Origin of the sequence: Pseudomonas sp. (genome assembly GCF_049300855.1) — a bacterium.
In the GTDB taxonomy this organism is placed as follows: Bacteria; Pseudomonadota; Gammaproteobacteria; order Pseudomonadales; family Pseudomonadaceae; genus Aquipseudomonas.
The window spans coordinates 456,620-482,421 of sequence record NZ_JBAQKH010000026.1; the positions used below are offsets into that span (position 1 = coordinate 456,620).

At 59.2% G+C, this 25,802-nt stretch carries 29 protein-coding genes; 25 read left to right on the plus strand and 4 right to left on the minus strand.

Annotated elements, in window-relative coordinates:
• Nucleotides 1-3: 3 nt before the first annotated feature.
• The 19 genes from mltG to WA225_RS11780 all read left to right on the plus strand — a co-directional run bounded on the left by mltG (nt 4) and on the right by WA225_RS11780 (nt 18,668).
• On the plus strand, nt 4-1,185 hold the full coding sequence (gene mltG, locus WA225_RS11690; RefSeq protein ID WP_422608024.1) for an endolytic transglycosylase MltG: 1,182 nt from the start codon (nt 4-6) through the stop codon (nt 1,183-1,185).
• Between the two features lie 19 nt (nt 1,186-1,204).
• Complete coding sequence (gene tmk / locus WA225_RS11695; protein WP_422608025.1) at nt 1,205-1,837, plus strand: dTMP kinase; 633 nt, start codon at nt 1,205-1,207, stop codon at nt 1,835-1,837.
• The gene (locus tag WA225_RS11700; protein WP_242205856.1) at nt 1,830-2,813 is read left to right on the plus strand and encodes a DNA polymerase III subunit delta'; all 984 of its coding nucleotides are present in this window, start codon (nt 1,830-1,832) and stop codon (nt 2,811-2,813) included. The genes tmk and WA225_RS11700 overlap by 8 nt, the downstream gene beginning before the upstream one ends.
• Nucleotides 2,814-2,855: 42 nt before the next feature.
• Entirely contained in the window at nt 2,856-3,212 is a 357-nt protein-coding gene (locus WA225_RS11705; RefSeq protein ID WP_064120368.1) for a PilZ domain-containing protein, read from the plus strand.
• A gap of 15 nt (nt 3,213-3,227) precedes the next feature.
• Complete coding sequence (locus tag WA225_RS11710) at nt 3,228-4,019, plus strand: TatD family hydrolase (RefSeq protein WP_008086260.1); 792 nt, start codon at nt 3,228-3,230, stop codon at nt 4,017-4,019.
• Nucleotides 4,020-4,369: 350 nt separating this feature from the next.
• On the plus strand, nt 4,370-5,008 hold the full coding sequence (locus WA225_RS11715) for a TetR/AcrR family transcriptional regulator (protein WP_160059005.1): 639 nt from the start codon (nt 4,370-4,372) through the stop codon (nt 5,006-5,008).
• Between the two features lie 137 nt (nt 5,009-5,145).
• Nucleotides 5,146-6,114: a GTP 3',8-cyclase MoaA gene (locus tag WA225_RS11720; protein WP_422608026.1), complete on the plus strand. Its 969-nt coding sequence runs from the start codon at nt 5,146-5,148 to the stop codon at nt 6,112-6,114.
• 171 nt (nt 6,115-6,285) lie between these two features.
• Nucleotides 6,286-6,891, plus strand: a complete 606-nt coding sequence (locus tag WA225_RS11725; protein WP_007967613.1) for a DUF4823 domain-containing protein — start codon at nt 6,286-6,288, stop codon at nt 6,889-6,891.
• Between the two features lie 15 nt (nt 6,892-6,906).
• Complete coding sequence (locus WA225_RS11730; protein WP_422608027.1) at nt 6,907-7,467, plus strand: DUF1285 domain-containing protein; 561 nt, start codon at nt 6,907-6,909, stop codon at nt 7,465-7,467.
• A 95-nt stretch (nt 7,468-7,562) separates the two neighbouring features.
• Nucleotides 7,563-8,279: a FadR/GntR family transcriptional regulator gene (locus tag WA225_RS11735; protein WP_077574067.1), complete on the plus strand. Its 717-nt coding sequence runs from the start codon at nt 7,563-7,565 to the stop codon at nt 8,277-8,279.
• A 134-nt stretch (nt 8,280-8,413) separates the two neighbouring features.
• Complete coding sequence (locus WA225_RS11740; protein WP_422608028.1) at nt 8,414-9,289, plus strand: SMP-30/gluconolactonase/LRE family protein; 876 nt, start codon at nt 8,414-8,416, stop codon at nt 9,287-9,289.
• 270 nt (nt 9,290-9,559) lie between these two features.
• Nucleotides 9,560-10,378 carry an SDR family oxidoreductase gene (locus WA225_RS11745; protein WP_175553511.1) on the plus strand — a complete coding sequence of 273 codons (819 nt, stop codon included), beginning with the start codon at nt 9,560-9,562 and terminating at the stop codon, nt 10,376-10,378.
• A gap of 136 nt (nt 10,379-10,514) precedes the next feature.
• Nucleotides 10,515-11,519 carry a substrate-binding domain-containing protein gene (locus WA225_RS11750; protein ID WP_077574064.1) on the plus strand — a complete coding sequence of 335 codons (1,005 nt, stop codon included), beginning with the start codon at nt 10,515-10,517 and terminating at the stop codon, nt 11,517-11,519.
• 53 nt (nt 11,520-11,572) lie between these two features.
• Nucleotides 11,573-13,117 (plus strand): L-arabinose ABC transporter ATP-binding protein AraG, encoded by a 1,545-nt coding sequence (gene araG, locus WA225_RS11755; RefSeq protein WP_422608029.1) that lies wholly within the window; start codon nt 11,573-11,575, stop codon nt 13,115-13,117.
• Between the two features lie 12 nt (nt 13,118-13,129).
• Nucleotides 13,130-14,098: an L-arabinose ABC transporter permease AraH gene (gene araH / locus WA225_RS11760; protein ID WP_042704903.1), complete on the plus strand. Its 969-nt coding sequence runs from the start codon at nt 13,130-13,132 to the stop codon at nt 14,096-14,098.
• A 245-nt stretch (nt 14,099-14,343) separates the two neighbouring features.
• Complete coding sequence (locus WA225_RS11765; RefSeq protein WP_422608030.1) at nt 14,344-15,057, plus strand: GntR family transcriptional regulator; 714 nt, start codon at nt 14,344-14,346, stop codon at nt 15,055-15,057.
• Complete coding sequence (locus tag WA225_RS11770) at nt 15,054-16,052, plus strand: ADP-ribosylglycohydrolase family protein (RefSeq protein ID WP_422608031.1); 999 nt, start codon at nt 15,054-15,056, stop codon at nt 16,050-16,052. The genes WA225_RS11765 and WA225_RS11770 overlap by 4 nt, the downstream gene beginning before the upstream one ends.
• Nucleotides 16,053-16,279: 227 nt before the next feature.
• Complete coding sequence (locus tag WA225_RS11775; RefSeq protein WP_422608032.1) at nt 16,280-17,746, plus strand: purine-cytosine permease family protein; 1,467 nt, start codon at nt 16,280-16,282, stop codon at nt 17,744-17,746.
• Nucleotides 17,739-18,668, plus strand: a complete 930-nt coding sequence (locus WA225_RS11780) for a PfkB family carbohydrate kinase (protein ID WP_422608033.1) — start codon at nt 17,739-17,741, stop codon at nt 18,666-18,668. The genes WA225_RS11775 and WA225_RS11780 overlap by 8 nt, the downstream gene beginning before the upstream one ends.
• Before the next feature lie 166 nt (nt 18,669-18,834).
• Here the strand turns inward: WA225_RS11780 and WA225_RS11785 are convergent, their stop codons facing one another.
• The 4 genes from WA225_RS11785 to WA225_RS11800 all read right to left on the minus strand — a co-directional run bounded on the left by WA225_RS11785 (nt 18,835) and on the right by WA225_RS11800 (nt 21,520).
• A complete protein-coding gene (locus tag WA225_RS11785) occupies nt 18,835-19,092 on the minus strand; it encodes a hypothetical protein (RefSeq protein ID WP_016986009.1) in 258 nt (85 codons plus the stop codon).
• A gap of 44 nt (nt 19,093-19,136) precedes the next feature.
• Nucleotides 19,137-19,478 carry a hypothetical protein gene (locus tag WA225_RS11790; protein ID WP_422608034.1) on the minus strand — a complete coding sequence of 114 codons (342 nt, stop codon included), beginning with the start codon at nt 19,476-19,478 and terminating at the stop codon, nt 19,137-19,139.
• 25 nt (nt 19,479-19,503) lie between these two features.
• On the minus strand, nt 19,504-20,757 hold the full coding sequence (locus tag WA225_RS11795; protein ID WP_422608035.1) for an MFS transporter: 1,254 nt from the start codon (nt 20,755-20,757) through the stop codon (nt 19,504-19,506).
• Nucleotides 20,758-20,866: 109 nt separating this feature from the next.
• Nucleotides 20,867-21,520 (minus strand): HD domain-containing protein, encoded by a 654-nt coding sequence (locus WA225_RS11800; protein ID WP_422608036.1) that lies wholly within the window; start codon nt 21,518-21,520, stop codon nt 20,867-20,869.
• A gap of 227 nt (nt 21,521-21,747) precedes the next feature.
• Here WA225_RS11800 and WA225_RS11805 point away from each other — a divergent pair, with 227 nt between their 5' ends.
• The 6 genes from WA225_RS11805 (at nt 21,748) to WA225_RS11830 (ending at nt 25,749) form a co-directional block, all read left to right on the plus strand.
• Complete coding sequence (locus WA225_RS11805) at nt 21,748-22,227, plus strand: GNAT family N-acetyltransferase (protein WP_053122551.1); 480 nt, start codon at nt 21,748-21,750, stop codon at nt 22,225-22,227.
• 159 nt (nt 22,228-22,386) lie between these two features.
• Nucleotides 22,387-23,049: a hypothetical protein gene (locus WA225_RS11810; protein ID WP_422608037.1), complete on the plus strand. Its 663-nt coding sequence runs from the start codon at nt 22,387-22,389 to the stop codon at nt 23,047-23,049.
• Nucleotides 23,046-23,540 carry a PAAR domain-containing protein gene (locus WA225_RS11815; protein WP_034155333.1) on the plus strand — a complete coding sequence of 165 codons (495 nt, stop codon included), beginning with the start codon at nt 23,046-23,048 and terminating at the stop codon, nt 23,538-23,540. Before WA225_RS11810 ends, WA225_RS11815 begins: the two co-directional genes overlap by 4 nt.
• Before the next feature lie 5 nt (nt 23,541-23,545).
• Nucleotides 23,546-24,274 carry an alpha/beta hydrolase gene (locus tag WA225_RS11820; RefSeq protein WP_422608038.1) on the plus strand — a complete coding sequence of 243 codons (729 nt, stop codon included), beginning with the start codon at nt 23,546-23,548 and terminating at the stop codon, nt 24,272-24,274.
• On the plus strand, nt 24,271-24,804 hold the full coding sequence (locus WA225_RS11825) for a hypothetical protein (protein ID WP_422608039.1): 534 nt from the start codon (nt 24,271-24,273) through the stop codon (nt 24,802-24,804). Before WA225_RS11820 ends, WA225_RS11825 begins: the two co-directional genes overlap by 4 nt.
• Before the next feature lie 30 nt (nt 24,805-24,834).
• The gene (locus WA225_RS11830; RefSeq protein WP_422608040.1) at nt 24,835-25,749 is read left to right on the plus strand and encodes a hypothetical protein; all 915 of its coding nucleotides are present in this window, start codon (nt 24,835-24,837) and stop codon (nt 25,747-25,749) included.
• The last annotated feature ends 53 nt before the right edge of the window (nt 25,750-25,802 follow it).

A 25,802-nucleotide genomic window follows, 5' to 3' on the forward strand; every position in this document is an offset into this window, starting at 1 on the left:
TTCGTGAGACGTAAACTTTTGCTGCTGCTGGAAACCGGACTGGTTCTGGCAGGGCTGTTGATGGGCGCCAGCGCCTGGAAGATTCACAGTGCATTGGAGCAGCCGCTGAACATCACGCAGGAAGAGCTGCTGGATGTGCCGAAAGGCTCCACCCCGACCCGTACTTTCCTTTCACTCGAAACCGATGGCGTCATCAAGGACGCGTTCTGGTTGCGGGTTTACTGGCGTTTCAATCTCGCCGGCACGCCCATCCATAGCGGCGAATACCGCATGCAGCCGGGCATGACCGTTAACGGTCTGATCGACTTGTGGAAGCGTGGCGACGTGGTGCAGTACAGCCTAACGCTGGTTGAAGGCTGGAACTTCCATCAAGTGCGCGCCGCATTGGCCAAAGACGAGAAAATCGAGCAGACCCTCAACGGGTTGAGCGACAGCGACGTCATGGCGAAGATTGGTCATAAAGGCTTGTTCCCGGAAGGGCGTTTCTTCCCCGATACCTACCGCTTCGTGCGTGGCATGTCCGATGCCGAGCTGCTGAAGAAAGCGTTTGATCGTCTCGATGAAGTCCTTGCCAAAGAGTGGGAAAGTCGTGCTGCCGATGTGCCGTACACCGAACCTTATCAAGCGCTGATCATGGCGTCGCTGGTCGAGAAGGAAACCGGCGTACCGCAGGAGCGCGGGCAGATTGCCGGGGTCTTCGTGCGCCGCATGGCCCTGGGCATGCAGCTGCAGACCGATCCGACCGTCATCTATGGTCTGGGCGATCGCTACACCGGCAAGTTGACCCGTGCACATCTGAAAGAGCCTACGGCGTATAACACTTACGTGATCCCCGGCTTGCCGCCGACGCCGATCGCGATGGTTGGCCGCGAAGCGATTCACGCGGCATTGAACCCGGTGGACGGCACCAGCCTGTACTTTGTTGCGCGTGGTGACGGCAGTCATGTGTTCTCTGACGATCTCGATGCACACAACAATGCGGTGCGTGAGTACCAGCTCAAGCGCCGCGCGGATTACCGTTCCAGCCCTGCGCCGGCCGTAACGCCTGAAGCGGCTCCGGCGACGGAAGAGGCGATTCCTGCGGCATCACCGGATACCGCGCCGCAAGCACTGCCGCAAGTTCCCCCTCAGGAACCTGCGCCGGCCCCGGCACCGGAAGCCTCCGCACCGCAAAACGCGCAATGACTTTGATTAAGGACTGCCTGTGACTGGCTTGTTTATTACCCTGGAAGGCCCGGAAGGCGCCGGCAAGAGCACCAACCGCGAGTATCTCGCCGAGCGCCTGCGCGCCGCCGGTATCGAAGTGGTGCTGACCCGCGAGCCTGGCGGCACGCCGCTGGCCGAGCGGATTCGCGACGTACTGCTGGCCCCGGCCGACGAAGTCATGAATCCGGACGCCGAACTGTTGTTGGTCTTCGCCGCGCGCGCTCAGCACCTGGCCGAAGTGATTCGCCCGGCGCTGGCCCGTGGTGCGGTGGTGCTGTGTGATCGCTTTACCGATTCGACCTACGCCTATCAGGGCGGCGGTCGCGGTTTGTCGCTTGAGCGCATCGCTGCGCTGGAAGCGTTCGTGCAAGGCGATCTGCGTCCGGATTTGACGCTGATTTTCGATCTGCCGGTGGAAATCGGTCTGGCCCGCGCCAGTGCCCGTGGCCGCCTGGATCGCTTCGAACTGGAAGGCCGGGCGTTTTTCGAGGCCGTGCGTAACGCGTTCCTCAAGCGCGCAGAGGCCGATCCTGCGCGGTATGTGCGCATCGACGCTGGCCAGCCATTGGCCAAGGTCCAGCAGTCGCTGGATACCCTGATACCGAATTTGCTGGAGCTGGCCCGTGGCTGAGGCCTATCCGTGGCAAGACAGCCTCTGGCAGCAACTGGCCGGGCGCAAGCAGCACGCGCACGCCTATCTGCTGCACGGTCCGGCGGGCATCGGCAAACGCGCGTTGGCCGAACGCTTGATGGCCAGCCTGCTTTGCCAGCGCCCGACGCCGGACGCGTGCGGCGAGTGCAAATCCTGCCTGCTGCTCAAGGCCGGCAGTCACCCGGATAACTACATCCTCGAACCGGAAGAAGCCGACAAGGCGATCAAGGTCGATCAGGTGCGCGATCTGGTCAGTTTCGTGGTGCAGACTGCGCAGATGGGCGGGCGCAAAGTGGTGCTGATCGAGCCGGTCGAGTCGATGAACATCAACGCCGCCAACGCCTTGCTGAAAAGTCTGGAAGAGCCGTCCGGCGATACCGTGTTGCTGTTGGTCAGCCATCAGACCAGTCGTTTGCTGCCGACCATCAAGAGCCGTTGCGTGCAGCAGGCTTGTCCGCTGCCGGGCGAAGCGATGAGTTTGCAATGGCTGGCGCAGGCGTTGCCGGATTGCTCCGAAGACGAGCGTGTCGAATTGCTGACGTTGGCGGCCGGCTCGCCGTTGATGGCGGTCAGCCTGCAATCTCAAGGCGTGCGTGAGCAACGCGCGCAAGTGGTTGAAGGGGTGAAAAAGCTGCTCAAGCAACAGCAATCGCCGACGCAACTGGCCGAAGAATGGAAAAGCATTCCGATGCTGCGTCTGTTCGACTGGTTCTGCGACTGGTCGAGCCTGATCCTGCGCTATCAATTGACCCAGGATGAAGCAGGCCTCGGCCTGACCGACATGCGCAAGGTTGTGCAGTATCTGGCGCAGAAAAGCGCGCAGGGCAAAGTCCTCGAGATTCAGGACTGGATACTGGCGCAGCGCCAGAAAGTCATGAGCAAGGCCAACCTCAATCCGGCCTTGCTGCTGGAGGCGTTGTTGGTGCAATGGGCAGGATTGCCTGGTCAAAGATAACAATGTGTACCTAGACTCTGAACATCAGCAGTGGAGGTGAGCATGAATGAATCTGTCAGCCCGGGACCGCGCAACGGCATTTTGTCCCTGACCATCAAGGACAAGTCGGTGCTCTACGCCGCCTACATGCCGTTCATCAAGAACGGTGGCCTGTTCATTCCGACCAACAAAAGCTACAAGTTGGGCGACGAGGTGTTCATGTTGCTGAACCTGATGGACGAGGCGGAGAAAATTCCGGTGGCCGGAAAAGTCACCTGGATCACCCCCAAAGGGGCGCAAGGCAACCGCGCTGCCGGTGTCGGCGTGCAGTTCAACGATGGCGACAACACCGCGCGCAGTCGCATCGAAACCCATCTGGCCGGAGCCCTTAAATCCGACCGTCCCACTCATACGATGTAAGTAGCCGTCTTTTTTATGCTCGTAGATTCCCATTGTCACCTCGATCGCCTCGACCTCGCCGCCCATGATGGCTCGCTGGATGCCGCACTCGATGCCGCCCGGCAGCGCGGAGTAGGGCACTTTCTGTGCATCGGCGTGAGTGCCGACAACGCCGCTGACGTCAAAGCCCTGGCTGAGCGTTATGACGATGTCGATTGTTCGGTGGGTGTGCATCCGTTGGATGTGCAACCCGGTGCGGCGCCTGCGCTGGACTGGCTGCTGCACGAACTCAATCACCCGAAAGTGGTGGCGATCGGTGAAACCGGCCTCGATTATCACTACGAACCGGAAGCCGCTGAGCTGCAGCAGGAATCTTTCCGTCTGCATCTGCAAGCGGCGCAGCAGACCGGCAAACCGGTGATCATCCACACCCGTGGCGCGCGTGCCGATACCCTTGAATTGCTACGCGAAGCGGCATTGCCGCAGGCCGGCGTGCTGCATTGCTTCACCGAAGACTGGGACATGGCTAAAGCGGCGCTGGACATGGGCTATTACATTTCCCTGTCGGGCATCGTCACGTTCCGCAATGCCGATGCACTGCGCGATGTCGCGAGCAAAGTCCCGGCCGATCGCCTGCTGGTGGAAACCGACTCGCCGTATCTGGCGCCGATCCCTTATCGCGGCAAGCCCAACCTGCCACAGTACGTGCGCGAAGTGGCGGAATTCCTGGCGATGCTGCGCGGTGAGAACTACGAACGTTTTGCCGAACAGACCACCGAGAACTTCAAGCGCCTGTTCCCGCTGGCCAGTGTTAAATCTGCCCTGTAAGCACTCGCCAAATCGCAGGCAAAAAAAACCCGGGTTCTGGGGGGTGAATCCGGGTTAAGACCATTAGGAGTAAAACAAAGGCACGCGGTCCCTTGGTACCTTTATCGGCGCGACACTTGGGGGAGATGTCGCCCGACAGTTCAAGTATTGATCAGTCTGGCGTGCAGTCCAGTGAGCCGGTCGGGGTTTTTAAACAAATTTGGAATACGTTTGCTTCAGTTGAGTTCTCATTGCGCCCAAAACGTTCTCAAAACGAACATGAAACACAGATATGGTCGATGATCCGTGCATTTTTGCGCAAGTTAGGCATAATACGCGGCTTCGAATTTTGACCCTTCAGACCTTTTCTTATGCACAAAGAACCTCGTAAGGTCCGTGAGTTTCGTCGCCGCGAGCAAGAAATTCTCGATACCGCGCTCAAGCTGTTCCTCGACCAAGGTGAAGACAGTGTCACCGTCGAGATGATTGCTGATGCCGTGGGTATCGGCAAAGGCACGATCTACAAGCACTTCAAATCCAAGGCGGAGATCTATCTGCGCCTGATGCTCGATTACGAGCGCGATTTGAACGAGCTGCTGCATTCGGCGGATGTCGACAAGGACAAGGAAGCGCTGTCCCGCGCCTACTTCGAATTCCGCATGCGTGATCCGCAGCGCTATCGCCTGTTCGACCGCCTCGAAGAGAAAGTGGTCAAGGGCAATCAGGTGCCGGAAATGGTCGAGGAGCTGCACAAGATCCGTGCCTCGAACTTCGAACGCCTGACCCTGCTGATCAAGGGCCGCATCAGCGAAGGCAAGCTTGAGGACGTGCCGCCGTACTTCCATTACTGCGCAGCCTGGGCGCTGGTGCACGGCGCTGTCGCGCTGTATCACTCGCCGTTCTGGAGCAATGTGCTGGAAGATCAGGAAGGTTTCTTCCAGTTCCTGATGGACATCGGCGTGCGCATGGGCAACAAGCGCAAGCGCGATCCGGAAATCCCAAGCAGCTGAGCCATTCAGCTGCCTTATTGCGCCATGATTTCGCTACATGACGCAGTACCGCAGGAATATACTCAGGCATAGGGCTTGCTAAAACTTGATTTGTGAGTCAAGTTTTAGCGGCTCGAAATTCTATCGCCGGAGTGATCATGATCGTTGACCGTCAAGGCAGGCGTTTTCGCAATTTGCGCATCAGCCTGACCTCAGCCTGCAATTACGCCTGTACCTACTGCGTGCCCAACGGCAAGCGGTTGGTAGCTGCGCAGGATGAATTGTCGGCCGAAGCCATGGCGCGTGGCGTGGCGTATCTGATCGAAGCTGCCGGCATCGAACGGCTGCGCATCACCGGCGGCGAGCCGCTGGTCAGCCCCAAACTCGAATCGTTCATGAGCGCCGTCGGCAAGATGGGCCTGGACGACATCAGCCTGACCACCAACGGTCAACTCCTCGCGAAAAAACTGCCGCTGCTGGTCGATGCCGGTCTGCGCCGGATCAACGTTTCTCTCGATACCCTCGATGCCAGCGCGTTCCGCAGCATTGCCCGTGGCGGCGATCTGGCCACCGTGCTCGACGGCATGGATCAGGCGGCAGCGGCGGGGATGAAGATCAAGGTCAACATGGTGCCGTTGCGCGGGCAGAACCTTGATCAGGTGATGCCGCTGCTCGATTACTGCCTGGAGCGCGGATACGAACTGCGTTTCATCGAGCTGATGCGCATGGGCCACCTGGCCAAGGACAACAATGCGTTCCTGCAACAGTTCGTCAGCCTGCAGCAGTTGCTGGAGCTGATTGGCGAACGTTATGAGTACGCGCAAACCGACGCACCGGTGGATGCTACCGCCGTGCGCTATGCGATCCCGGGGTTGGGCAACTTCGGTGTGATCGCCAACGAAAGCGTACCGTTCTGCCGGACGTGCTCGCGTTTGCGCCTGTCGTCGACCGGTTGGCTGCATGGCTGCCTGTCGTCGAGTAACCGTCACTATGTCGGCGATTTGCTCGACAAGCCGCGTCATCAGGCCTTGCCGGCGCTCCAGCGTTTGCTGGTCAAGGCGTTGGGCGACAAGCAGGAAGTGGCGTTCTCGGGCGGCGCGACCGTCATGAAGATTATCGGCGGCTGAACAACCGCTTTCGCGAGCAAGCTCGCTCCCACATTTGGAATGCATTTCGAATGTGGGAGCGAGCTTGCTCGCGAATACGATTTATCAATCAACGAAGAACCAGAGCTGGCGCAAAAGCTGCATTCAACGGCCATTCGCCGGTTTTCCGTCACCGGCCTCTGGAGGAATAGGATGCGTAGCCTGGTTTTGCTGCTGGCCGTTTTGGCGCTTGGCGGCTGTATGACTGTCAGCGATATGGCCGAAGGCACTCGCTATCAGATGAGCGATGCGGGCCTGCTGGATCACAGCGACAGCCGCCGCGTGAACAACTTCCGCATTCAGCCGGACTCGTTCATCTACATCGCTCAAGGCGCATTCGCACCGCCGGGTGGTTCTTACCCGCGCCCCAACGTGGTGGCCGAAGAAGCCTTCAAAGGTTTCGTCGAATACTTCCCGATGGTCCGCCGCGCCCGTGCGCCGGAAGGCCTTGATCAGGCGATGGGCGAAGCTCGCGATGCCGGCGCCCACTATCTGCTGTATACGCGTTTCGCCAAGGCTGATGACCGCATCGGCAACTCCGACGAATGGCTCGATCAAGAAGCCGTGGATCGTCTCGGCATCGACGGCGGCGTCATCCAGATCATGTTGATCGAGACCAGCACCCAGTATTTGATTGATACTGCACGGATCAAGAGTCGTGGCGGTTTACTGACGTTCCACGACAACAAGCCCGAAGACCTGATCGGCCCGCCGCTGGCACAGTACGCGCGCAGCCTGTTGGGAGTCGGCGACCAATAATTCAAGGAGAACGCCATGAGTGGCCCGCAAAAAGCCAATGACCTGTTGGGACAAATCCCCAAAACCAAAGGCTTGCCGCCGGTGCACTTGTGGAACCCGGACTTCTGCGGCGACATCGACATGCGCATCGCCCGCGACGGCACCTGGTACTACCTGGGCACGCCGATCGGGCGCAAGCCGATGGTCAAGCTGTTCTCGACAATCATGCGCCGCGACGGCGATGATTACTTCCTGATTACTCCGGTCGAGAAGGTCGGGATCAAGGTCGATGATGCGCCGTTTGTGGCAATTGCCGTTGAGGTTGAAGGCGAGGGGGAGGCGCAGCTGTTGCGCTTCACCACAAATGTCGATGAAACCGCTGAGGCCGGGCCTGAGCATCCGATTCGGGTCGAGATCGATCCGGCGACGCAGGAGCCTGCACCTTACGTGCATGTACGCAGCAACCTTGAAGCGCTGATTCACCGCAATGTGTTCTACCAACTGGTGGAACTGGCGGTCAGCCGCGAAATCGACGGTCAGCGCTGGCTCGGTGTGTGGAGCGGCGGCGAGTTCTTCCGCATCGGCCTCGAACCATAAACACGAATCCCTGTGAATCACCTTAAAATCCCGATTGACTGTTAATCGTATGATGATTAGCTTGATCACCCATCGCGATCCGCTTTGAGGTGTTCATGTCCAGCAGCTTTCATGCGTCGACCGTTGACTGGCTGGGCAGCTGGATCGCCGCTGGCCAGGTCAAACCCGGGCAGACGATCAAGGTCGAGGCCGATCTCGGCGAACAGCTCGGCGTCAGCCGCACGGTGATCCGCGAAGCGATCAAAACCCTCGTCGCCAAAGGCATGCTCGAAGTCGGGCCGAAAGTCGGCACCCGCGTATTGCCGGTGCGGCGCTGGAACCTGTTCGATCCGCAGGTCGTCGGTTGGCTGTCGCGTAATGGCTTGCCGGAAAACTTCGTCGATGACTTGCTCGACCTGCGCCGCACCATCGAACCCATGGCCGTGCGCTGGGCTTGCGAGCGCGCGACGCTGGAACAGATCGAAGCGGTGCAACTGGCCTATAACGCCCTTGAGCGTGCCGTCGACAGCGGCATCGATTACAACCGCGCCGATCAGGTCTTCCACGAGTGCATTCTCGCCGCCAGCCATAACCAATTCATCGAACAAATGGTCCCGGCGCTCGGCGCGTTGCTCGCGGTGTCATTTGAAGTTTCTGCAGCCGACCCGGATGAACTGCGCCGCACGTTACCAATCCACAAAGACATGGCCGACGCCATCGCCGCCCGCGATTCGGCGCGCGGCGTGTGGGCGTGCATGACCCTGATCGACAACGCGGATCTGGCGATCAAACGTTTTTACCCGAAAGTCATGGCTGACAGAAAAGCCGGCTGAATACACCGAGATCCCCTGTGGGAGCGAGCTTGCTCGCGAATGCATCAGGTCAGATACATCATCATTGACTGACACTGCGCCTTCGCGAGCAAGCTCGCTCCCACAATAAAACAACAACAAAGAAAGGAGTTGTCATGACGTGGACCGCCCTGACCCAACACCGCGCCCAACTCGGTGAAGGCCCGTTCTGGGACGCACCGACCCAGGCACTGTACTGGGTTGATATCGCCGGTAAACAGGCCCTGCGTCTGATCGGCCAGAACGTACAGATCTGGCAGATGCCCGAACATGTTTCCGCGTTCATCCCCTGCGCCAGCGGCGATGCCTTGGTGACCCTGAGCAGCGGCGTCTACCGTCTCGATCTCGACTCTCCGGGCCTCGAACCCCGTCTGACGCTGTTCTGCGTCGCCGACCCGCAACCGGGCAATCGCCCCAACGAAGCGCGCTGCGATGGCCAGGGTCGTCTGTGGCTCGGCACCATGCAAAACAACATCGGCGAACAGGGCGAAGATCTGCCAATCGTTCGTCGTTCCGGTGGTTTGTTTCGCATCGATCCCGATAAGCGTGTCACACCGTTACTGCGTAATCTGGGAATTCCCAACACCTTGTTGTGGAGCGACGACGGCACGACGCTGTTGTTCGGCGACAGTCTCGACAGCACGCTCTACCGATATTTCATTCACACCGACGGCAACCTCGATGCCGCACAAGTCTTCTACGGTCCTGATCAGCAGGGCGGCCCGGACGGGTCAGCGATGGACGCCGAAGGCTACATCTGGAATGCCCGCTGGGACGGCAGTTGCCTACTGCGTCTGTCACCGGATGGCAAAGTCGAGCGCAAAATCGACCTGCCTGTCAGCCGCCCGACCAGTTGCGTGTTCGGCGGTGAAGATTTGAAAACCCTGTACATCACCAGCGCCCAGAGCCCGCACAACCATCCATTGGATGGCGCGGTGCTGTCGATGCGCGTCGACGTGCCCGGAAAACTCTGCACACGCTTTGCTGGATAATCCCAAAATATGGGATGCAAAATTATATATTGAGATTATTTGGCGGTCGGGTTTATAGTCGGCAGCAGCAGTAACACGCACTCACACTTAAAAAGAACAAAACAGGTGAAGTGATGCAGCGAATCTCTATCGCACTCCCGAGCGGAGTCCGCGTCTCGCAACGGCCCCAAGCTGTCGGCCGCGCCTGCCTGTTTCGTTCAGAACGCCTTCCAGACCGGACATCGGCAGATGCCCGGTTTTTTTGTGCTCGCGAAACAGGAGTCCTGTTCCATGGCTGAACCTCTTTCCCTGCCACCGGTGCCTGCACCGCCGAAGGGCGAGCGACTGAAAAACAAGGTCGTGCTACTGACCGGCGCCGCTCAGGGCATCGGCGAGGCCATCGTCGCTGCTTTCGCCTCACAGCAAGCGAAACTGGTCATCAGTGATATCCAGGCCGAGAAGGTCGAACAGGTTGCCGCGCATTGGCGCGAGCAGGGTTTTGATGTGCAGGCGCTGAAGGCGGATGTCTCGCGTCAGCACGATCTGCACGCCATGGCCAAACGCGCCGTTGAGCTGCACGGGCGCATCGACGTGCTGGTCAATTGCGCCGGGGTCAATGTGTTCCGTGATCCGCTGGAAATGACTGAGGAAGATTGGCATCGCTGTTTTGCCATTGATCTGGACGGCGCCTGGTTCGGCTGCAAAGCGGTGCTGCCGCAGATGATCGAGCAGGGCGTCGGCAGCATCATCAACATCGCCTCGACCCATTCCAGCCACATCATTCCCGGCTGCTTCCCGTACCCGGTGGCCAAGCACGGTTTGCTCGGCCTGACTCGCGCACTCGGCATCGAATACGCGGCGAAAGGCATTCGCGTCAACGCTATCGCCCCCGGCTATATCGAAACGCAACTGAACGTCGATTACTGGAACGGTTTCGCCGACCCGCACGCCGAACGTCAACGCGCCTTCGATCTGCACCCGCCAAAACGCATCGGCCAGCCGCTTGAAGTGGCGATGACCGCGGTGTTTCTGGCCAGTGATGAGGCGCCATTCATCAATGCTTCATGCATCACCATCGATGGTGGGCGCTCGGTGATGTACCACGACTGAGTGCATTGGCTTTCACGGGGGTAAATCCGTGTGAAATCCAATCATCATACGATATGACTATTTTCAACAGGCTTTGCAGGAACACGCTTTAACGCTTTTCAAACATTGCTCAAAAAAAATAACAAGGAGTCAGCTTATGAAACGTCGTTTCGGGATTCGTACCCTGTGCAGTACCGCCCTGGCGGTCACCGCGTTCAGCCTGAGCAGTGCGCTGCTCGCTGCCGACACCGTGAAAATCGGTTTTCTGGTCAAGCAGGCGGAAGAACCGTGGTTCCAGACCGAGTGGGCCTTCGCCGAAAAAGCCGCCAAGGACAAGGGCTTTGAACTGATCAAGATCGCTGTGCCGGACGGTGAGAAAACCCTCTCGGCCATCGACAGCCTCGCTGCCAACGGCGCCAAGGGTTTTGTGATCTGCCCGCCGGATGTCTCGCTCGGCCCGGCAATCATGGCCAAAGCCAAGCTCAATGACCTGAAAGTGATTGCCGTCGATGACCGTTTCGTCGACGCCAACGGCAAATTCATGGAAGACGTGCCGTACCTTGGCATGGCCGCGTTCGAAGTTGGCCAGAAACAGGGCAACGCGATGGTCGCCGAAGCGAAAAAGCGTAATTGGGACTGGAAAGACACCTACGCGGTGGTCAACACCTACAACGAACTCGACACCGGCAAGAAACGCACCGACGGCTCGGTGAAATCCCTTGAAGACGCCGGCATGCCGAAAGACCACATTCTGTTCGCCGCACTGAAAACCCTCGACGTGCCGGGCAGCATGGACGCCACCAACTCGGCGCTGGTGAAACTGCCAAGCGCTGCGAAAAACCTGATCATCGGCGGTATGAACGACAACACCGTGCTCGGCGGCGTGCGCGCCACCGAAGCCGCCGGTTTTGCCGCGACCAACGTGATCGGCATCGGCATCAACGGTACTGACGCCATCGGTGAACTGAAAAAGCCTAACAGCGGCTTCTTCGGCTCGATGCTGCCAAGCCCGCACATCGAAGGCTACAAGACTGCCGAAATGATGTACGAGTGGGTCACCACCGGCAAAGAACCGCCGAAGTACACCGCGATGGACGACGTCACCCTGATCACCCGCGAGAACTTCAAGCAAGAGCTGGAAAAAATCGGCTTGTGGAACTGATGCAGCGACGGCCCGGGCAGCCGGGCCGTTTTTCGGTGTGAAGAGGTGGCTTTATGCACGCGCAAGTACAAACACAACAACACGGCGCCGGCGGCAGCCTGCGCTTCAACGGGATCGGCAAAACCTTTCCCGGCGTGAAAGCGCTGGACGCGATCAGCTTCGTCGCGCATCCGGGCCAGGTTCATGCCTTGATGGGCGAGAACGGCGCCGGCAAATCGACCCTGCTGAAAATCCTCGGCGGTGCCTACATTCCGAGCAGCGGCGAGTTGGTGATCGGCGAGCAGACCATGGCGTTCAAGTCGACGGCGGACAGCATCGGCAGCGGCGTCGCGGTGATTCACCAGGAGCTGCATCTGGTCCCGGAAATGACCGTCGCCGAAAACCTGTTTCTCGGCCACCTGCCGGCCAGTTTCGGCTTGATCAATCGCGGCACACTGCGTCAGCAAGCGTTGAATTGTCTGAAAGGCCTGGCTGACGAAATCGACCCGCAGACCAAAGTCGGACGGCTGTCCCTCGGCCAGCGTCAGTTGGTGGAAATCGCCAAAGCGTTATCGCGCGGCGCCCATGTCATCGCTTTCGACGAACCGACCAGCAGCCTTTCGGCCCGTGAGATCGACCGCTTGATGGCGATCATCGGCCGCCTGCGTGACGAAGGCAAAGTCGTGCTCTACGTCTCGCATCGCATGGAAGAAGTGTTCCGCATCTGCGACGCCGTGACGGTGTTCAAGGACGGCCGCTACGTGCGCACCTTCGACGACATGAGCCAGTTGACCCACGATCAACTGGTGACCTGCATGGTCGGTCGCGACATTCAGGACATCTACGATTACCGCCATCGTCCGCGTGGCGCGGTGGCGCTGAAGGTCGATGGCTTGCTCGGCCCGGGGCTGCGCGAGCCGATCAGTTTCGAGGCGCATAAAGGTGAAATCCTTGGCCTGTTCGGATTGGTCGGGGCAGGGCGTACCGAGCTGTTTCGCCTGCTCAGCGGACTGGAACGCAATACCGCCGGACGCCTCGAATTGCGCGGTCATGAACTGAAACTGCGTTCACCGCGCGACGCGATTGCCGCCGGGATTTTGCTCTGCCCGGAGGATCGCAAGAAGGAAGGCATCATCCCGCTGGCCAGCGTTGCCGAGAACATCAACATCAGTGCGCGCGGTGCCAATTCCGGCCTCGGTTGTCTGATTCGCGGCTTGTGGGAAAAGGGCAACGCCGACAAACAGATCAAGGCGCTGAAGGTGAAAACGCCACACGCCGGGCAACAGATCAAATTCCTTTCCGGCGGCAATCAGCAGAAGGCCATTCTCGGTCGCTGGCTGTCGATGCCGATGAAAGTTTTGCTGCTCGATGAGCCGACGCGTGGCATCGACATCGGCGCCAAAGCGGAGATCTACCAGATCATCCACAACCTCGCCGCCGAAGGCATTTCGGTGATCGTGGTGTCCAGCGACCTGATGGAAGTGATGGGTATTTCCGACCGCATTCTGGTGCTCTGCGAAGGCGCCCTGCGCGGCGAAATCAGCCGCGACCAGGCCAATGAATCCAACCTGCTGCAACTGGCTTTGCCGCGCCACCGCGCTGACGGCGTGGCGAACTGAGAGGTGACTATGATGACAACCCAAAACGAAACCCTGCCCAAAGAGCGCAAACCGTTGGACATGCGCCGCTTCCTCGATGACTGGGTCATGCTGCTGGCAGCGATCGGCATCTTCATTGCCTGCACGCTGTTGATCGACAACTTCCTTTCGCCGCTGAACATGCGTGGCCTGGGCCTGGCGATTTCCACCACCGGGATTGCCGCCTGCACGATGTTGTACTGCCTGGCGTCGGGGCATTTCGACTTGTCGGTAGGCTCGGTGATTGCCTGCGCCGGCGTGGTTGCGGCGGTGGTGATGCGTGACACCAACAGTGTGTTTCTCGGTGTCAGTGCGGCGTTGGTGATGGGCCTGATTGTCGGGCTGATCAACGGCATCGTGATCGCCAAGTTGCGGGTCAATGCCTTGATCACGACGTTGGCGACCATGCAGATCGTTCGCGGTCTGGCGTACATTTTTGCCAACGGTAAAGCGGTGGGCGTGTCGCAGGAATCGTTCTTCGTGTTCGGCAACGGCCAGTTGTTTGGCGTGCCGGTGCCGATTCTGATCACCATCGTCTGCTTTCTGTTTTTCGGCTGGCTGCTGAATTACACCACCTACGGGCGCAACACCATGGCCATCGGCGGCAACCAGGAAGCGGCGCTGCTGGCGGGTGTGAACGTTGACCGGACCAAGATCATTATCTTTGCCGTGCACGGTGTGATTGGTGCGCTGGCCGGGGTGATTCTGGCTTCGCGGATGACGTCGGGGCAGCCGATGATTGGTCAGGGTTTTGAACTGACGGTGATCTCGGCTTGCGTGTTGGGCGGGGTGTCGTTGAGTGGCGGGATTGGCATGATCCGGCATGTGATTGCCGGGGTGTTGATTCTGGCGATTATTGAGAATGCGATGAACTTGAAGAATATTGATACGTTTTATCAGTATGTGATTCGTGGTTCGATCTTGCTGCTGGCTGTGGTCATTGACCGTCTGAAGCAACGCTAAGATCAAGAGCCCCTCACCCCAGCCCTCTCCCAGAGGGAGAGGGGGAAAGGGAGCAGATCTCCTAGCTTTTCAAACCTGAGTTCGACTGGATATTTCAGGTCGATGTAATTCGAATAAACACCTCGATCAGTCCCCTCTCCCTCCGGGAGAGGGCTAGGGTGAGGGGCTTTTTATTCTCCCGCCTTTCGTCACTACCCGTAAATTTACCTTGCCCGCCCGCACCCGTTTCGGTTATCAATTTGTACATGATTAGACAGGTACGATTTGACAAGAAACAACGGGTGGTCGACGAACTCGTCCGGCGCATCGAAAGCGGTCTCATGGAGGACGGCTTTCTGTTGCCCGGCGAACATCAGTTGGCTCAAGAATTCCAAGTCAGCCGAGGTACGCTGCGTGAAGCGCTGGCCGAACTGAAACGGCGCAATTACATCGCCACGCAAAGCGGCGTCGGCTCCATCGTCACCTTCGACGGTGTTGCCCTCGACCAGCGCAGCGGCTGGGCGCAGGCCTTGGCCGACAGCGGGGCGATGATCAATACCGAAGTGTTGCGTCTGGAAGCCGTGACCCGGCCCGATCTACTGGCGCGTTTCGGCACTGACCAGTTCATCACTCTTGACCGCCGTCGCCGCTCCACTGCCGGCACGCTGGTGTCCCTCGAACGCTCATTGATGCCGGCCAGCGGCGGCCTGGAAAGCCTGCCGCGCGTCGGTCTGATCGACAATTCCCTGACCATCACCTTGGCCGCCTATGGCTACATCGGCGAACGCGGCGACCAGTGGATCGGCGCCGAACCGCTGAATGCCGAAGACGCCGGACTGCTCGGCCGGCCTGAAGGCACGGTATTTCTCAAAGCGCTGCGCACCACCTACGACCGGCAGAACCGTTTCATGGAACAGGTGGAAAGTTTGCTCGACCCGGTGCATTTCCGTCTGCACCTGCAATTTGGAGAATCGAAATGACCGCGCTCAACCGTGCCCTCGGCGCTTTCTATGGCCTGGCCCTCGGCGACGCGCTGGGCATGCCGACGCAATCGCTGAACCGCGAAACCATCAAGACCCGTTTCGGCACAATCACCGATCTGCAGGATGCCGGGCCACTGCAACCCATCGCCGCAAACATGCCCAAAGGCTCGATCACCGATGACACCGAGCAGGCCATTCTGGTCGGCGAGTTGCTGGTCGAAGGCAAGGGCCGCATCGAACCGGCGATCCTCGCGCAACGCCTGATCGAGTGGGAAGCCGAGATGCAGGCCAAGGGCTCGCAGGATTTGCTCGGCCCATCGACCAAACGCGCCATTGAAATGATCCTCGCCGGGCACTCGCCGGAAGAGGCCGGGCGTTACGGCACCACTAACGGCGCGGCCATGCGCATCACGCCAGTCGGGATCGCGGCGGATGTCGCCGATCCGGAGCGGTTTATTGCGGCGGTGGTGCAGGCTTGCCAGGTCACCCACAACACCACGCTGGGGATTTCCAGTGCGGCGGCGGTGGCGGCGGTGGTATCCGCCGGCATCAATGGCATGGACCTGGGCGAGGCGTTGAACCTCGGTCAGCAAATCGCTCAACAAGCGGAATCACACGGCCATTGGGTGGCGGGTGGGCGGATCGCCTCGCGCATCAGTTGGGCGCGCACCATCAGTGTCGACAGCGACAAGGCTTTGCTCGCGGATCTGCTCTACGACGTGATCGGCACTTCGGTGGCGTCGCAGGAGTCGGTGGTGGTGTCGTTTGCGCTGGCGCAGCAAGTGGCGGTCGGTGAGATGAGCGCTTTCGAGGCGCTGTGCATGGCCGCCAGTCTTGGCGGTGACACTGACACCATCGCCGCGATTCTTGGCGCGATGCTGGGGGCCTGCCTGGGTCTTGAGAGTTGGCCTGCCGAGATGATCGAGACGGTGAAAGTCGTCAATCATCTTGAGCTTGAGCCGTTGGTGCAGGGGCTGTTGGCCTTGCGCTGATTGGACTGACGTCATCGCTGGCAAGCCAGCTCCCACAGGTTTTCGCTGTGAACACACATTTGTGTACACCCCGATCCCTGTGGGAGCTGGCTTGCCAGCGATAGGCGCACTGCATATTCGAATTTTCAACCCGCAATGGATCGCGCAGACAGGCCGAGGACGGCCGCGATGTCTTGTCGTTTTGCATCATTGCCACAACCACAAAAAAGGCAAACAGGAGCACCTTCATGAGTTCATCAAACGCCGGGCAAAGCGCCGGGCAACTGGAAACCCGCGGCATCGAACCGGTGCCGGAAGCCGAGTGCAACGGTCATCCGCTGCAACTGTTCTGGGTCTGGTTCGCCGCCAACATCTCGATTCTCGGCCTGCCACTGGGCGCCACGCTGGTCGCGTTTCGCGGCTTGGCGATCTGGCAGGCGATCATCGTCGCAATCATCGGCGCGGCCGGTTCATTTGCGGTGGTCGGGATCATCTCGATTGCCGGCCGCCGTGGCCGAGCACCGAGCCTGACCTTGTCACGAGCGATCTTCGGCGTACGGGGCAATATCGGCCCGACGCTGGTCTCGCTGATGTCGCGACTGGGCTGGGAAACCGTCAACACCACCACTGCGGCATTCGTGCTGCTGTCGCTGTGCTCGATCCTGTTCGGCTCACCCGTTGAAGCGAAAAGCGCACCGGTGCTGACGCTGATTTTCATCGCGATTTTCGTCCTGCTGACCTTGTCGGTGTCCGGCCTCGGTCACGCGACTTTGCTGGTGATCCAGAAGTGGGCGACCTACGTGTTCGGCGCGTTGAACCTGCTGGTCGGTGGTTTCCTCTGTGCGACCATCGATTGGAGCGCGGTGTTCAACGCCACGCCCGCGCCGGTGAGCGCAATGATCATCGGCATCGGCACCATGGCCGCCGGCACCGGCATCGGTTGGGCCAACGCTGGCGCCGACATGTCGCGCTATCAGCATCGCAGCGTCAAGGCTGTGCGCCTTGTTGCTTCTGCCGCGTTCGGTGCGGGCATTCCGCTGGTGCTGTTGATCACCCTCGGCGGCTTGCTGTCAGTTGGCAACAATGATCTGGCGTCGGCGACTGACCCGATCGTGGCGATTCGCGACATGTTGCCGACGTGGATGGCGGTGCCTTACCTGATCACCGCATTCGGTGGCCTGCTGCTGTCGAACAACCTGTCGGTGTACTCCGCCGGTTTGACCACGCTGACCCTCGGCCTCAAGGTCAAACGCGTCTACGCGGTGGTGGTCGACATCGTCGCGATCTTCGCCGGTTCGATCTACTTCATGCTGATTGCCGACAGCTTCTACGGCCCGTTCATTACCTTCATTTCCCTGCTGGCAGTGCCGATCACTGCGTGGGTCGGGATCTTCGTCGTCGACCTGATTCACCGTCACTACTACAGCCCCAAAGACCTGCTCGACGTCAGCCCGAGCAGCGCCTACTGGTATCGCGGCGGCATCGAGTGGCGCGCGTTTGGTGCGTGGGCGATTGCCATCGTCCTTGGCTTCAGCTTCACCACCATCGGCACCACTGCCGAGAACGTCTGGTTCAAGGGCTTCCTGTCCGATTCGTGGCTGGGCCACAACGGCCTCGGCTGGATCGTGACCTTCGTGGTCGCCGGTGGCATTTACTTCGTCCTCGGCGGGGCGAAAGATCGCCGCGCCGCGCAAACCGAGAATGCTCATGCCTAAGATGTTGCACACCGGCCAGGTCATCATCGACCTGGTCATGGCCGTGGATAAGCTGCCGCAGATTGGCGGTGATGTGCTGGCGCAGTCGGCGGGTTTCGAAGCCGGTGGCGGGTTCAACGTGATGGCGGCGGCGGTGCGTAATGGCTTGCCGGTGGTTTACCTCGGTCGCCATGGCAGCGGGCGTTTCGGCGATCTCGCGCGGCAGGCGATGAACGCCGAAGGGATTCACATCGGCATTACCGAACCCGCGCAGAAGGACACCGGTTTATGTGTGGCGCTGACGGATGCGTCGGCCGAGCGCAGTTTCATTTCCTATATCGGCGCGGAAGGTGAGGTGACCGAAGAGGATCTGAACAGCGTTGCGGCGGAGGCGGGCGATTACGTTTATCTGAGTGGCTACAGCCTGCTCCACGAAGGCAAGGCCCAGGCGTTGCTCGACTGGACGCTGGCACTGCCGGACTCGATCAACGTGGTGTTCGATCCGGGCCCGTTGGTGGAGTCGCCGGACTCGCCGATGATGCAGGCGTTGCTGCCGCGCATCGATGTGTGGACCAGCAACAGTGTTGAAGCACTGCGGTTTACCGGCGCTGATGATATTGGCGCGGCGCTGGATAGTCTCGCTGAGCACCTGCCCAGCGATGTGTTGATGGTGGTAAGGGACGGGCCGCAGGGCTGCTGGATTCATCAGCGCGATGAGCGTCGGCATGTGCCCGGGTTTGCGGTGAAAGCGGTCGACAGCAATGGCGCTGGTGATGCCCATGCCGGGGTGTTTGTTGCCGGACTGGCGCAGGGTTTGACCGCACATGAAGCGGCGCGGCGGGCGAATGCGGCAGCGGCTATCGCGGTGACGCGCTGGGGGCCGGCGACTTCGCCGGGGGCGGCCGAAGTGGCTGCATTTGTCCGCGATTCCGGCGGCGCCTGATCTACCGCACTCGTTGGCAAGCCAACTCCCACAGTTTTTTGCGGTGAACACACGTTTGTGTACACCCCGGTCCCTGTGGGAGCTGGCTTGCCAGCGATGAGGCCATCACCCTCAAAACAGAACTTGAATTGGCCGCTCGCCGCATCGGCAGCGAGCGGCCGCAGGACTACTGCAGATCCAGCTTGCGCGCCGCCTCAACGCCAGCGGCGCTGAGCTTGATCGGCAGGTTCAGCGAATGTTCGCCAGCCTCGTTGCAGGTCACATGCCCGTGGTGAATCAGTCCACGATCCTGCAAAGCGGCGAGGGCGCTGGCCACGACCTTCTCGCCCCGGTAATTGTCCAGCACCTCCTTGCCCAAACCACTCGGATGGGCGTGCAGCAGGCGGGTGAGGACTTCTTTTTCCAGGTTTTTATCGACGTTCATGGGTACCTCTTCATGGATGTGAATAGGACGCTCGCGTCGGCGAACTACTGACCGGAGCCTTCGGAACCGGAGCCACCGGTGGTGGTTTTCGAGCCGACGCCGGGGCCGGCGTTGTCTGGCATTGCAGGGGCGTCGGGGGTGTTCATGCCGCCCTGACGACCCGGGTCACTGCCCTGAGTGCGCGGATCAGTGCCGGTGGCGGGAGGCTGATTGATCAGGGGGACGCCGGAGCCGTCGGTATTCATACCGGGGGCACTGTTGATGGCGGGCGCGCGGGGCGGGGTCGGGTCGGTAGGGCCGGTGCCCGCTGCGGTGGCGGATGCGGCGAAAACCGCAGGGCAGAGCAGGGCGCTGAATACGAAAGCGGTCAACCTTGACGGGATCATAGGGCTTCTCCAGTGATTGGAATCCTTACCTGTCTTTGGTCTGCCCTCTGATCGGATTGGTGCCTGATGAACGACGAACGGTCTGGATTGCCTGCACGGTTTTGCCATTGAGCCGACGCCAGAGCAGGCGGCCAAGTGTGATCAACCAATTGGCCAACGCTACGATCAGCACCGTCAGAAGCAGCGTGCTCATGCCGTGCTCGACGATGATTTTCCCGGCCAGTAACGGGAAGCCGAACACGCCGATGAAGTACGAAAGACTGAACAGCAACAAGGCCTGCGACGTGGTGCCGGCTGGAGCTTCGTTGGCCGCCAGGCCGTTGATCACCGAATACGTCAGGCCGTAACCGACGCCGAGCATCACGGCTGCCAACAGGTAAGTGAATCCGTTGTGCACGCCGAACGCGAACAGCACAATCGAACCCAACATCAGCCCTGACAGCAGACACGACGCCCGCAGCGGATCACGTTTGACCACAAAGCCTGCGATCAGCATTCGGCTGCTGATTGCCGCGCCCATGAAGCCGAGAAAGAACAACGAATAGTCCAGCGAGCGCGCTGCCGCGTAACTGGTCTGAAAACTCGACAGACCACCGAATACGCAACCGCCGAGCCCAACCATGATGATCGCAAACAGTGCGCGTGAGCTGAGCACTTGAGCGGTCGCTTGCCAGCTGATTTTTGCCGCTGTCGGGGCTTGCGTGCTTTTCAGTTTTGCGCCAAGCCGCCAGAACAGCAGCACCCCGATCAGGCTTGCCAACGCCGCCAGGTAAAACGCCGAGGTCACTGGCAAGCCCAGCGCACTGGCTGCTCGTCCGAGCAACGGGCCGCTGCCGATCCCGGTCATCATGCTGCCCGACAGCAGCGCGAAGTACTTGGCGCGCTGCGCCGGGGTCACCAGACTGGCGACGATGATCGGCCCCAAGGTGTAGAAAACGCCCCAGCCCAAGCCCAACAACAAACCGAAAACCAATAACAGATGACCAAACCCCGGTGTCAGCGCAAAACCCAGACTTGCCGCCACCAGCAACAGCCCGAACAGGGCAATCGAACGCGCTGCACCCAGCCAGTCCGACAAATGCCCGGACACCAGCACCGCGACAAACGTGCTGAGCATCGCCGCCGAAATCACACTGCCGGCATCGTGTTCATTGCCTCCACGAGAAGCGATCAGCAACGACAGCAAAAACGTCGAGCCATAGGACAGCGACAGCAGATAACTGGCGAAGCAGAACAGACCGAACAACTTGCCTGAGACCTTAGGTGTTGCTTGCGACATGACGCGAATCCTTGAGCGGAAAAATTCAGCGTCGTCTGTTTAACACGTCAGGCAGGCGGCTTAGGTCTGAGCTTGGCGAAGTCAGGATCACGGCACGCCGGAGTAACGCTCAGGCGATGCCGATTTCTTCCTTGAACTGCTCCATGAAACCCTTCAGGCGTTGATGCCGGACTTGCGCCAGACCCTGGCCAGAACGGGTCTGGAAACCGTCAGCGAGATGCAGCAGTTTGGTCTGGAAATGATCGAGGCAAAAACGCTTGTCGTCGTAATCGCGCGCTTTCGCCTCGGGATCCTGCGGGTCGTACAACGCCGAGCCCATGCGCCCGGCGATATAGAACGTACGGGCGACGCCGAGCATGCCGAGTGAGTCGAGGCGGTCGGCGTCCTGGACGATTTTCGCTTCGCGAGTGCGCGGGGTGAGGTTGGCGGAGAAACTGTGGGCTTCGATGGCGTGGGCAACTTCACTGATTTTCGCTGTCGGCCAATTCATACCGGCTAATACTGCAGAAGCTTTTTCCGCCGCAAGACGCGAAGCCTGCGAACGCAGTGGCGAATTCTTCTCGACGGCCACGCAATCGTGCAGCAGCACGGCGGCCAACAACACCTCAAGATCGCCGCCTTCTTCTTCATGCAGCGTACGCACGTTGTGCCAGACCCGTTGCAGGTGCGCGAGGTCGTGAGCGCCGTCGTCGGACGGCTCCAGAGCGTGTGGCAGTAACTCTGCTGCCAGTGCCGCCACGGGTGTAAAAAACTCAAGGTTCATAAGCATCCTTTCAGATTGTCGAAGTCCCTGTGGGCGCGGGCTTGCTCGCGAAGGCGTCCTTGCAGTCACCTGCATTGTTTAATGACAGAATGTATTCGCGAGCAAGCTCGCTCCCACAGGGAACTGCAGCGTTTGCAACATTGCGCAGAGTAGTGTGTGTTTTGCCATGTGACGAGCGCCGCCCACGGCCTTAGTATGGCGTTTTCCTTTTCCGACAAGGCCCGTCCATGACGATCGAAATCCGCCCGGCGACCCCCAGCGATGCCCCGCAAATCCTCGCCTTCATCACTGAACTCGCCGATTTCGAAAAGGCCCGCCACGAAGTCATCGCCAGCGTTGCCGACATCGAACGCAGCCTGTTCGGCGAAGGCGCCACCGCCCACGGTCTGATCTGCCTGCGCGATGGTCTGCCGATCGGTTTCGCGGTGTTCTTCTTCAGCTATTCGACCTGGCTCGGCAGCAACTGCCTGTACCTCGAAGACCTCTACATCACCCCCGAACAACGCGGCGGCGGTGCTGGCAAAACCTTGTTGCGTCACTTGGCGAAAATCGCCTGCGACAACGACTGCGGCCGCTTCGAATGGAGCGTGCTCGACTGGAACACGCCGGCCATCGATTTCTACAAGTCGCTCGGCGCGCAACCGCAGGAAGAGTGGGTGCGCTACCGCATGGATGGCAAAGTCCTGCGTGAGTTTGCCGAGGGCTGAGCACAATGATGGCAATCCGGCAGTAATTCGATTGTCGCCAGCGCTCTAGTCCGGCATCCTACGCGCCATTTTTGCACGCTCATGGATGACACCTGCAATGCCTATGGCACAATTTCTCCGCGCCCGTGGAACCTTCGCTGCGTCAACGAGTGTCCAGCGATGAGCGGACTACGGGCGACAATGCGTCTGTACGGCCTGGTGAAAAACTCAGGCTCGAGCGACAACCCCCAGCGCCAACCGGTCGACATTCTCTGCACGACAAACAGCACGGGCGGCAAAGCCATTCGTGCGTTCGTGTCACGCCTCGATGCCGAGTTGATGACGCGCAGTACCGGGCTCGACAATTACCGCGTAATAGCGCTGCGCACCTTCGATCCGACGGCGTTTATCGACGCCCATCAAGGCTGGCTGACGCTGCACATCTGTTGCGGTTTCGTCGCTCCTGCCGGGCATTCGCTACTCAAGGACGGCGGGTTGATGCCGATGGGCTGGTACGCCTATTCCGAAATCGGTCAGTGGACGGCCGAACATCATCTGGACCTCGGCGCAAAAATGGCCGATTTGCTGCAATCGACTTACGAGCGCAATCACCTGCGCAACTACAACGCCTGGCTCAACGAGCTGGATGACGCGACGCCTGCCGAGCTGGCATGGCATGTCGATCAAGCCTGGCAACATCTGCACATCGCTACATCCCCCGACAGCCGTGAACACTGCCACGCCCTGTTCGACCCCGTCGACAACCGCTGGCGCTTCGCCGCGACCGATGTCGATCTCCACCAGCCGCACCCGGAACCCCTGAAGCAAGGAGCTTTGAATTGAGTGGTAAACCTGCTGCACGCGTCACCGACCCGACCGCTTGCCCATTGCCAGGCCATGGCACCAACCCGATTGCTTCCGGCTCGCCGAACGTCTTCTTCGACGGCCTCGCGGCTGCGCGCATGACCGATAAATCGGCGTGCGGCAGCCCGATTACCGGCGCCGTTTCCGGCACCGTATTCATCAACGGCCTGAATGCCGCCACGCTCGACAGCACCGGAGGCCACGGCAATGTTGTGGTCGGTGGGTCGGGGACGGTGATTATCGGCCAGAGCGGCGGTGGTGCGGCGTTTAGTGGGTTGTTGCCGATGCCGGTGCATTTCAATGATCGGATGCAGATTGTTGATGAAAACAGCGGTGAACCGCTTTCCTATATTGCCTACGTCATCGAACGGGCGGATGGAACGCTGGAACGAGGCGTCACTGATGCCAAGGGTCATACCCACACGGTCAGTTCGCACCTCAAAGAAACCATCAAACTGTACGTGGAGTAATACCGATGGGAGCTCAATCCGGAGCCGTTCAAGGATGCATCGGGAGACTGGTCGCCAGTCATGAGTTGACGACAAAAGAGGATCAGACGGTCAAACCTGTGACGCTTGCCAGAGAGGTTGTGGCTTTTTTCATTGGCGGTGCTGGCGACTCGGAAAGTTACTACGGAGACGGGCCTAGCAACTACACCTTGCGGGCCATGGAAGCTTTGCAGATCCGTTTAGGTTCGAGCTATGGCGGCAAATTCCAACCCTATTACATGGGATACAACGATGTAAAAGGGGATGCCGACCTCGAAGAGTTTGTATTCTCCAAGCTGCCTCACAAGTCCGCACATGTCTACATTGTGGGTCATAGTTTGGGCGGGTGGAACGGCGCGCATTTGTCGCAGATTCTCACCGATAAAGGTTATATCGTAAAAATGCTCGTTACTCTGGATCCTGTGGGAGAAGGTGTGATGGTGGCGTTGATTTCGGATATTTACTGGTCGGAGCCAACGCCCAAGGCTGAAACCTGGATCAACGTTCGGGCAGAGCCTGACGAGATGGATCGAACCGACGTAGTCGCTTGGGTGGGGGGCAAGTGGGATATCGAATCCGGTCCCGATGTTATGGGGATCGTCAAATTCAACCATTACTCGGCCTTGAGATTGTATGAGTCCGAGCTGGAGTGCGGGCAGTCAGCATTGGATTTGTCGGCGAGTTCAATCGCTGGTTACTTGAGGGAAGGTGCATGAGATGGATATTGCTGATCGTTGTTTCGTTATTGTGCGTTGCTTGCGCAAAGTCTCATGACATTACACCCGCGACGTTGGGCTATGAATCGATTACGCCGCGCTCGAAAAGCGTTTTTTTTGAGGTCAATTTCAATTCGGATGTGGAACTGCTGGAGATTTTCTGGCGGGAAAAGAAAGCGAACAGCTTTGATCAGGTGTTTATTTGTGCCTTGGGTGATGACTCGGACTTTTCCATTGAACATACGATATCGAAAGCAGCAATGGGGTTGGTCAGAGAAAACAGGGAGCATTTGAACAAGGCCGGATTCGGATACACCGCGAGCATTGCTTTCAAGGACGTTGGTGAAAAGAAAAGGACCTCGAAGTACTTGAGTCGTGACGCCATAAAAGGCTTGTTGAAAGACAAGCAAATGATTCCGTGCAAAGTGGTGGTTACGGCAACGGGTTATAAGGCGTATTACACCAAATCACTGTTCATCCCCGTTGCAGATGTCTTATCTGCCCTGTCGGACTACGACAGTTTGCGATGACGTGCCCGGCAGTTGATTTTTGGAGTGGTAATGGCAAGGTTGCTTTTGGTTTTTTTGTTCGCGTTGTGCTCCTCTTGCATGCATTTGGATGTGCCCCCCGCAAGGCTTGAATTTGTCTCGATCAATCACGAGATGTCTTCCTCTTACGATCTGCGTTTCACCTCCGACCGAAACCTCGTTGACCTCTATGAAGATCATGGTCGGCGAGGTCAGATTGGTACGTGGATCCACTGCTCGTTGAATGGCGATCCGGATTTTTCCATCGAACATGAAATCGTTCTGGAAGCCTCGGGAAGCGTCAGCGGTATGCGCTTGATTGAAGGCGATCGTCGTTATGAGATGTTCGCGAATATCAGTGTCGAGAATCACGCCGTCAATGACGGCCGTAATCACATTCGACCGGTTGAGTTGGTGCAGATCCTCAAGCCGCAGGAATACATTCCGTGCAAGGTGGTGATCACCGCGTTCCCGTTCGTGGCGTATTACTCGAAAGTCATGTACATGCCCACGTCGCGGTTCATTGCTGCGATAGAAAATCCTCGCGTGGCGCCCGCGCGTATTTCGCTTGAACAGTCCGACCGACCGAGGTCGTTGCTGCCTTTTGCCTCAGTGTGCATCGTGCGCTGGCGCTATGACCTGGCGCTGGGATATGACCAGATTGACAGTCTCGGACTCTGTAGCGACGTACCCTATGCCGGCATGCTGGCCTCGTTCGCACCGAACAACACGAAGCTGAAGGTTGTTTCAGGTTCAGAGGCAAACCCGGCGCCCTTCGCGGCGTACACCATTATTCGCGCTGACGGACGCCGGGAGCCCGGAGTAACTGACGACAAGGGCCACACACATGAGGTGGGATCCAGCGAGTACGAAACAGTGAGGATCCTGATCAACAATAATCTGGATGTCGTTCAGCGCTGGACAAAATGGACTGACACCATCCCATAATATGGGATGTAAAATTACATATTGAGATTTCACGTCTGAGAGGTCTATAGTCC

Excerpts from the sequence above, each read along its gene's own strand:
- WA225_RS11765 (WP_422608030.1), top strand. The coding sequence starts at position 14,344 with ATGATTAGACAGGTACGATTTGACAAGAAACAACGGGTGGTCGACGAA.
- WA225_RS11770 (WP_422608031.1), top strand. The coding sequence starts at position 15,054 with ATGACCGCGCTCAACCGTGCCCTCGGCGCTTTCTATGGCCTGGCCCTC.
- WA225_RS11735 (WP_077574067.1), top strand. The coding sequence starts at position 7,563 with ATGTCCAGCAGCTTTCATGCGTCGACCGTTGACTGGCTGGGCAGCTGG.
- araH (WP_042704903.1), top strand. The coding sequence starts at position 13,130 with ATGACAACCCAAAACGAAACCCTGCCCAAAGAGCGCAAACCGTTGGAC.
- WA225_RS11705 (WP_064120368.1), top strand. The coding sequence starts at position 2,856 with ATGAATGAATCTGTCAGCCCGGGACCGCGCAACGGCATTTTGTCCCTG.
- WA225_RS11825 (WP_422608039.1), top strand. The coding sequence starts at position 24,271 with ATGAGATGGATATTGCTGATCGTTGTTTCGTTATTGTGCGTTGCTTGC.
- WA225_RS11750 (WP_077574064.1), top strand. The coding sequence starts at position 10,515 with ATGAAACGTCGTTTCGGGATTCGTACCCTGTGCAGTACCGCCCTGGCG.
- WA225_RS11805 (WP_053122551.1), top strand. The coding sequence starts at position 21,748 with ATGACGATCGAAATCCGCCCGGCGACCCCCAGCGATGCCCCGCAAATC.
- WA225_RS11710 (WP_008086260.1), top strand. The coding sequence starts at position 3,228 with ATGCTCGTAGATTCCCATTGTCACCTCGATCGCCTCGACCTCGCCGCC.
- WA225_RS11790 (WP_422608034.1), bottom strand. The coding sequence starts at position 19,478 with ATGATCCCGTCAAGGTTGACCGCTTTCGTATTCAGCGCCCTGCTCTGC.
- araG (WP_422608029.1), top strand. The coding sequence starts at position 11,573 with ATGCACGCGCAAGTACAAACACAACAACACGGCGCCGGCGGCAGCCTG.
- WA225_RS11730 (WP_422608027.1), top strand. The coding sequence starts at position 6,907 with ATGAGTGGCCCGCAAAAAGCCAATGACCTGTTGGGACAAATCCCCAAA.
- WA225_RS11720 (WP_422608026.1), top strand. The coding sequence starts at position 5,146 with ATGATCGTTGACCGTCAAGGCAGGCGTTTTCGCAATTTGCGCATCAGC.
- WA225_RS11785 (WP_016986009.1), bottom strand. The coding sequence starts at position 19,092 with ATGAACGTCGATAAAAACCTGGAAAAAGAAGTCCTCACCCGCCTGCTG.
- WA225_RS11775 (WP_422608032.1), top strand. The coding sequence starts at position 16,280 with ATGAGTTCATCAAACGCCGGGCAAAGCGCCGGGCAACTGGAAACCCGC.
- WA225_RS11725 (WP_007967613.1), top strand. The coding sequence starts at position 6,286 with ATGCGTAGCCTGGTTTTGCTGCTGGCCGTTTTGGCGCTTGGCGGCTGT.
- WA225_RS11780 (WP_422608033.1), top strand. The coding sequence starts at position 17,739 with ATGCCTAAGATGTTGCACACCGGCCAGGTCATCATCGACCTGGTCATG.
- WA225_RS11810 (WP_422608037.1), top strand. The coding sequence starts at position 22,387 with ATGAGCGGACTACGGGCGACAATGCGTCTGTACGGCCTGGTGAAAAAC.
- WA225_RS11745 (WP_175553511.1), top strand. The coding sequence starts at position 9,560 with ATGGCTGAACCTCTTTCCCTGCCACCGGTGCCTGCACCGCCGAAGGGC.
- WA225_RS11830 (WP_422608040.1), top strand. The coding sequence starts at position 24,835 with ATGGCAAGGTTGCTTTTGGTTTTTTTGTTCGCGTTGTGCTCCTCTTGC.
- WA225_RS11715 (WP_160059005.1), top strand. The coding sequence starts at position 4,370 with ATGCACAAAGAACCTCGTAAGGTCCGTGAGTTTCGTCGCCGCGAGCAA.
- WA225_RS11795 (WP_422608035.1), bottom strand. The coding sequence starts at position 20,757 with ATGTCGCAAGCAACACCTAAGGTCTCAGGCAAGTTGTTCGGTCTGTTC.
- WA225_RS11820 (WP_422608038.1), top strand. The coding sequence starts at position 23,546 with ATGGGAGCTCAATCCGGAGCCGTTCAAGGATGCATCGGGAGACTGGTC.
- WA225_RS11740 (WP_422608028.1), top strand. The coding sequence starts at position 8,414 with ATGACGTGGACCGCCCTGACCCAACACCGCGCCCAACTCGGTGAAGGC.
- WA225_RS11800 (WP_422608036.1), bottom strand. The coding sequence starts at position 21,520 with ATGAACCTTGAGTTTTTTACACCCGTGGCGGCACTGGCAGCAGAGTTA.